The sequence below is a fragment of the Pseudoalteromonas rubra genome, assembly GCF_004212645.1.
GTDB lineage: Bacteria > Pseudomonadota > Gammaproteobacteria > Enterobacterales > Alteromonadaceae > Pseudoalteromonas > Pseudoalteromonas rubra_G.
Window position 1 is genome coordinate 1 of record NZ_PPUZ01000116.1, and the last position, 228, is coordinate 228.

Sequence of the window (228 nt, forward strand, 5' to 3'; positions counted from 1 at the left end):
TTCCACCACCCGGGCATCGGGTTTGCTAAAGCACCAATTGTTTAAATTGGAGCGAGTAACGAGGTTCGAACTCGTGACCTCAACCTTGGCAAGGTTGCGCTCTACCAGCTGAGCTATACTCGCATTCCATAAGCTTTTAGCTTATTGCATGTATGAAGTCTGCAATTTTGCATAATTCAACTCATACAGTTGAGCCAATCAACTCTAAACAATGGTGCCCGGGGCCGG

The 228-nt window shown here is 46.9% G+C and carries 1 tRNA gene; it reads right to left on the bottom strand.

The features are described from left to right. Nucleotides 1-47: 47 nt before the first annotated feature. Nucleotides 48-123 (bottom strand) — tRNA-Gly (locus tag C3B51_RS22525). Nucleotides 124-228: the final 105 nt, after the last annotated feature.